Here is a 5,919-nt window from a genome sequence, read left to right as displayed (position 1 = left end):
CGCGATGGCGGACTGTCAGTCGACATCTATATCGGCTGGAAGGCCGCCATCGCGAGCAGGCTCGCTCCTACAGGGTTTTGTGTAATGCCATTGAACCCTGTGCACCGCCCATCCCCCACCCTCTAAATTAACCCCTCGACCAGACGTTCTACTGGGTATCTGCCTTCCGACCCAAGGAACTGTCTTCCATGACCCAGCCCACCCGAGGCGCCCTCGGCGAGTTGTTCGCCCTGCTCAAACCCTTTCGACTCATCGTCGCCGCGTCCATTGTCCTGGGCATGGTCGGCGGCCTGAGCGTCACGGTGCTGCTGGCGACCATCAACAATGCCCTGCACTCCGAAAGCGGCCTGACCCAGGGCGTGGTCGCGCTGTTCGCCGGCCTGTGCCTGCTGGCGCTGGCCAGTTCGATCTGCTCGGACATCGGCACCAACTACGTCGGCCAACACATCATCGCCAAGCTGCGCAAACAGCTGGGCGAGAAAGTGCTGTCGGCGCCGATCGAACAGATCGAGCGCTATCGCAGCCATCGCCTGATCCCGGTGCTGACCCACGACGTCGATACCATCAGCGACTTCGCCTTCGCCTTCGCGCCACTGGCGATTTCCGTCACCGTGACCCTGGGCTGCATGGGCTACCTTGCGATCCTGTCGTGGCCGATGTTCCTGATCATGGTCGCCGCGATCCTGATCGGCACCGCCATCCAGGCCTACGCCCAGAGCAAGGGCGTGCAAGGTTTCATGGCCGCCCGCGAGGCCGAGGACGAACTGCAAAAGCACTACAACGCCATCGCCGAAGGCGCCAAGGAACTGCGCATCCACCGCCCTCGCCGCCAGCGCATGTTCACCTCGGGGATCAAGGGCACCGCCGAGTTCATCTGCAACACCCAGGTGCGCTCGATCAACACCTTCGTCATCGCCAAGACCTTCGGTTCGATGCTGTTCTTCGTGGTCATCGGCCTGGCCCTGGCCCTGCAAACCTTCTGGCCGAGCGCCGACAAGACCGTGATGAGCGGCTTCGTGCTGGTGCTGCTGTACATGAAAGGCCCGCTGGAACACTTGATCAGCACCCTGCCGATCGTCAGCCGCGCACAGATCGCCTTTCGCCGCATCGCCGAATTGTCCGAACAGTTTTCCACCCCTGAAGCCCATCTGCTGCTCAGCGATCAGGGCAACGTCAAACCGGTCGTGCACGAACTGCAACTGGCGGACGTGCGCTACGCCTTCCCGTCAGTGGACGGTGCCGCGCCGTTCCAGCTGGGGCCGGTCAACCTGTCGATCAAACAGGGCGACATCACCTTCATCGTCGGCGAGAACGGTTGCGGCAAGACCACGCTGATCAAGTTGCTGCTGGGTCTGTACACGCCGCAGCAGGGGCAGATCCGCGTCAACGGCGAGGCCATCGACGCGCAGAACCGCGACGACTATCGCCAGTTGTTCACCACGATCTTCGCCGACTACTACCTGTTCGACGATGTGGTCCAGGGCGACACGCACATCCCGGAAGACGCCAACAAGTACCTGCAACGCCTGGAGATCGCGCACAAGGTCAGTGTCAAGGACGGCAACTTCACCACCACCGACCTCTCCACCGGCCAGCGCAAGCGCCTGGCACTGGTCAACGCCTGGCTGGAGGAACGCCCGGTGCTGGTGTTCGACGAATGGGCCGCCGACCAGGACCCGACCTTCCGCCGCATTTTCTACACCGAGCTGCTGCCGGACCTGAAGCGCCTGGGCAAGACCATCATCGTGATCTCCCACGATGACCGGTACTTCGATGTGGCGGATCAGTTGGTGCGCATGGAAAGCGGTCGGGTGGTCACTGAGTTGGCCACTGCCTGATCCCTAAACCTGTAGGAGCGAGCCTGCTCGCGATAGGGCCAGCACTTTCAACATTGAAGGCGACTGATCCACCGCCATCGCGAGCAGGCTCGCTCCTACAGGTAATGCGCAAGTTTCTGAAATTTCTTTTCCGGTTTCCTGCCAACGCCCCGTCTTAATAATCATTCTTATTAACAAAAACTCTGCACGACACTTTTTCAGGAGCACAGGTAGTAATGCGATCTCTTCCACGCCGCACACCTCTCGCGCTGGCTGTACAGCGCCCGTCCTTGCACAAGACCCTGTTGACCAGCGTACTGCTGACGGCCACCTTGCTGGGGAGCACGATGGCCAACGCAGCACCTGTAAAAGTGAGCATTGCCGTGCAACCGCTGTCCAGCGCGCTGACTGAACTGGGCATGCAGACCAACCTGCAGATCCTCTACAGCCCGGACCAGGTGGCCGGGATCAAGTCCCGCGCCGTGTCCGGTTCGCTGGAGCCTTCGGCGGCCCTGGCCGAGATGCTCAAGGGCACCGGCATTTCGTTCCAGATCAACGGCAACAGCGTGACCCTGATTTCCGGCGGCGGTTCGAGCCTGCAACTGGGTGCGACCACCATTTCCGGCCAGGCCCTGGGCCTGGTGACCGAAGACACCGGTTCCTACACCACCGGCGCCACGACCACCGCCACCAAGCTGCCGCTGACCATTCGCGAAACCCCGCAAACGGTCACCGTCGTGACCCGCCAGCAGATGGACGATCAGGGCTCAAAGAGTGTGGGTGATGTCCTGCGTAATACGCCGGGCGTCACCATGCAAAAGTACGACAGTGACCGTACCGAGTTTTCCGCCCGTGGCTTTGCCATCACCAACTTTCAGTACGACGGCGTCAACATTCCCTACGACGGTGTTTACGGTGAAAACCCGAACAACACCGACGACGCCGCCAGCCTGGACCGCGTCGAAGTCATCAAGGGGGCGACCGGCCTGATGACCGGTGCCGGCGACCCGTCCGCCACCGTCAACCTGGTGCGTAAAAAACCGACCAAGGACTTCAAGGCCTCGGTCAGCGCCACGGCCGGTTCCTGGGACAACTACCGCACCGAAGGCGACATCTCCGGCTCGCTGAACGATACCGGCAGCGTGCGCGGCCGCTTCGTCGGCGCCTTGCAGGACAAGGATTCGTACATCGACCACTACAGCCAGAAGCGGGACCTGTACTACGGCATCCTCGAGGCCGACCTGACCGACGACACCCTGTTGACCCTGGGCGTCGACAAATCCAGCGCCACCCCGCGTGGCAGCTCCTGGACCGGTAACTCGCCGTTCTTCACCGACGGCGGCCGTACCGACTTCTCCCGCAGCTTCAACCCGGGCGCCGACTGGAGCCGTCGCGATTTCGACAGCACCACTTACTTCGCCTCCCTGGAACAGGCGCTGGCCAACGACTGGAAGCTCAAGCTCAGCCTCGACCAGAAAACCACCGACCACGACACCCAACTGGCGTCGGCCAGCGGCGGCAACCCGGATCGCGCCACCGGCGAAGGCATGTTCTTCTACTGGGGCCGCTGGGAAGGCCATCGCGTGCAAAACACGGCGGACATCAACGTCTCCGGCCCGTTCTCCCTGGGCGGTCGCGAGCATGAATTGGTGGCGGGTTTCATGACCTCCCACTCCCGTCAGACCGGTGCGACCTACGACACCAGCGCCTTCGAACTGGTGCCGGGCAACATCTTCGACTGGGAAGGCCACATCGCCAAACAGGAGTTTCCGAAGAACGGCAAGTACGAGCGCACCCAGAGCCAGAACGGCGCTTACCTGGCCACGCGCCTGCGTCCGACCGATGATCTGTCGTTCATCCTCGGCGGCCGCGTGAGCACCTACAAGTACAACGAGGACTACACCTACTACCCGGGCGCCAACCTCTCCGACACCCATGCCAGCTACAAGGAACACGGCGTCGTCACGCCTTACGCCGGCGTGGTTTACGACCTGGACGATACCTACTCGGTCTACGCCAGCTACACCAGCATCTACCAGCCGCAAATCTACAAGGACGCCAGCGGCAAGACCCTGGAGCCGGTGGAAGGCAATGCTTACGAGACCGGCCTGAAAGCGGCCTACTTCGAAGGCAAGCTGAACGCCAGCCTGGCCCTGTTCCGCATCGAGCAGGACAACGTCGCCCAATACGTCACCACCAACACCGACACCGGCCAGGACGTCTACAAACCAACCTCCGGCGCAACCACCGAGGGTCTGGAGCTGGAAGCGGCCGGTGAACTGGCCGAAGGCTGGAACCTGTCCGCCGGCTACACCTACGCCCGTACCCGCGACAAAGATGAACAACGCATCTTTGGCTTCCCGCTGGCCACCACCAAGCCGGAACACGTGGTGCGTACCTTCACCACCTACCGCCTGCCGGGCGCGCTGGACCAGTTCACCGTCGGCGGCGGCGTCAGCTGGCAGAGCGCGTTCTACGGCCAGACCTTCAACCCGAACGTGGATGGCGCCGGCAACGGCTCCACCGTCAACCTCAAGCAAGGCGGCTACACCCTGGTGGACCTGATGACCCGTTATCAGTACGACGAGCACCTGAGCTTCACCGCCAACGCCTACAACGTCTTCGACAAGAAGTACCTGACGGGCCTTGGCAACTTCGGCACGACCTTCTACGGCGAGCCGCGCAACTTCCAGCTGACCGCGAAGTACGATTTCTGAGTCGCTTGAGCTGAAATGAAAAATGCCCGTGTCGTGAGATGCGGGCATTTTTTTATGGCTTTGGTATTGCGTTGATCGTGCTGCCGCTTTCGCGAGCAGGCTCGCTCCCACAGTTGGGCGATGTGAACCAAGATTTTGTATTTACCACCGATCCCCTGTGGGAGCGAGCCTACTCGCGAAGGCGATAGCGGGTCCACCAACAATGCTTGCGCCAGGCACAAAAAACCCGCCATCCCCTTTCACCGGAATGGCGGGTTTCTTCATTTCAGATCAAAGCCGCGAACGCACCCACCCCGCCACCTCGGCATGAATCCCCTCCACCTCCCCCAACAGCCCCGCCATCCGCAAGAAGTCATGGGTCATGCCCGGCTGCTCCAGCAAGGTCACTTCATTCCCCGCCGCCCGCAGGCGCTCGGCATAGGCCAGGCCTTCGTCGTGCAACGGGTCGTGACCGGCCAGGTACACCAACGCCGGGGCCAGGCCCGACAGATCGTCGGCCAGCAGTGGCGAGCAGCGCCAGTCCGCGAGATCGGCCGAGGTGCGCCCGTAATGGGCGTAGAACCAGTCCAGGGTCGGGGTTTCCAGCAGGAAGCCTTCGGCAAAGTCCCGGTGCGAGGCGCGGTGGGTGGTGGCGTCGGTGACCGGGTACACCAGCAATTGGGCCTTGGGTTTCAAGGCCAGTTCCTCGGGCTCGCGCACGGCGATCAGCGACAGCACCGTGGCCAGGGTCGCGCCGACGCTGTCGCCGGCCAGCGCCACCCGCGTGGCGTCCAGCCCATGGGCCGCGCCTTCGCGCACCAGCCAGTTGCCGGCATCGCAGGCGTCCTGCACCGGGGTCGGGAATTTCCATTCCGGCGCCAGTCGGTAATCCACGGTCAACAAGGCGAAACCGCCCTGGGCCGCCAGGCGCCGGCACAGCGCGTCGTGGGAATCGAGGCTGCCGACCACATAGCCGCCGCCGTGGAAATACAGGATCACCGGTTGCAGCCCTTCAACCGCTTGCCCGTCACGATACAACCGTGCCGCCAGGCTGTGGCCGTCCCGGGCGGGGATGGTGAAGTTTTCGCAGGCGATGTGGTCCAGCGGCACATCGAGAAACCCCGAGGACGCTTCGAAGTCGATCCGCGCCTGTTGCGGGGTCTGTTCGTGCATCGCGCGACTTTTGCCGGTCAGGCGGCCGAACTCGGCGAGTTCGAGGAAAGCTTCTAGTTCTGGCAGTACGGCCATGGAGAATCCTTTTACACAAAGAGGTCAGTAATCAATCTTCAAACCGGTGCAAAACCTGTGGGAGCGAGCCTGCTCGCGATAGCGGACTGTCAGCCAACATAGGTGTCGACTCACAGGCCCTCATCGCGAGCCGGCTCGCTCCTACAGGGGTTGTGTGG

Annotated in this window: 4 protein-coding genes; 2 read left to right on the top strand and 2 right to left on the bottom strand. The window is 62.5% G+C overall.

The window, feature by feature from the left end; genetic code table 11:
• Nucleotides 1-188 precede the first annotated feature (188 nt).
• Nucleotides 189-1,838: a cyclic peptide export ABC transporter gene (locus tag HNQ83_RS21180; protein ID WP_175390736.1), complete on the top strand. Its 1,650-nt coding sequence runs from the start codon at nucleotides 189-191 to the stop codon at nucleotides 1,836-1,838.
• A 3-nt stretch (nucleotides 1,839-1,841) separates the two neighbouring features.
• On the opposite strand, the gene HNQ83_RS21175 is transcribed toward HNQ83_RS21180, so the two are convergent.
• Complete coding sequence (locus HNQ83_RS21175; protein ID WP_175390702.1) at nucleotides 1,842-2,069, bottom strand: hypothetical protein; 228 nt, start codon at nucleotides 2,067-2,069, stop codon at nucleotides 1,842-1,844.
• Here HNQ83_RS21175 and HNQ83_RS21170 point away from each other — a divergent pair.
• On the top strand, nucleotides 2,054-4,534 hold the full coding sequence (locus HNQ83_RS21170) for a TonB-dependent siderophore receptor (RefSeq protein WP_175390735.1): 2,481 nt from the start codon (nucleotides 2,054-2,056) through the stop codon (nucleotides 4,532-4,534). The two genes, HNQ83_RS21175 and HNQ83_RS21170, sit on opposite strands and share 16 nt — an antisense overlap.
• Before the next feature lie 270 nt (nucleotides 4,535-4,804).
• Here the strand turns inward: HNQ83_RS21170 and HNQ83_RS21165 are convergent, their stop codons facing one another.
• Nucleotides 4,805-5,761 carry an alpha/beta hydrolase gene (locus HNQ83_RS21165; protein ID WP_175390734.1) on the bottom strand — a complete coding sequence of 319 codons (957 nt, stop codon included), beginning with the start codon at nucleotides 5,759-5,761 and terminating at the stop codon, nucleotides 4,805-4,807.
• Nucleotides 5,762-5,919: the final 158 nt, after the last annotated feature.

Source organism: Pseudomonas sp. C2B4 (assembly GCF_013359695.1).
Lineage (GTDB): Bacteria > Pseudomonadota > Gammaproteobacteria > Pseudomonadales > Pseudomonadaceae > Aquipseudomonas.
Note: the sequence above shows the minus strand (reverse complement) of the source record. Positions and strands in the feature narration are given on the sequence as shown.

Coding starts and splice junctions, on each gene's coding strand:
- HNQ83_RS21180 (WP_175390736.1), top strand. CDS start 189: ATGACCCAGCCCACCCGAGGCGCCCTCGGCGAGTTGTTCGCCCTGCTC.
- HNQ83_RS21170 (WP_175390735.1), top strand. CDS start 2,054: ATGCGATCTCTTCCACGCCGCACACCTCTCGCGCTGGCTGTACAGCGC.
- HNQ83_RS21165 (WP_175390734.1), bottom strand. CDS start 5,761: ATGGCCGTACTGCCAGAACTAGAAGCTTTCCTCGAACTCGCCGAGTTC.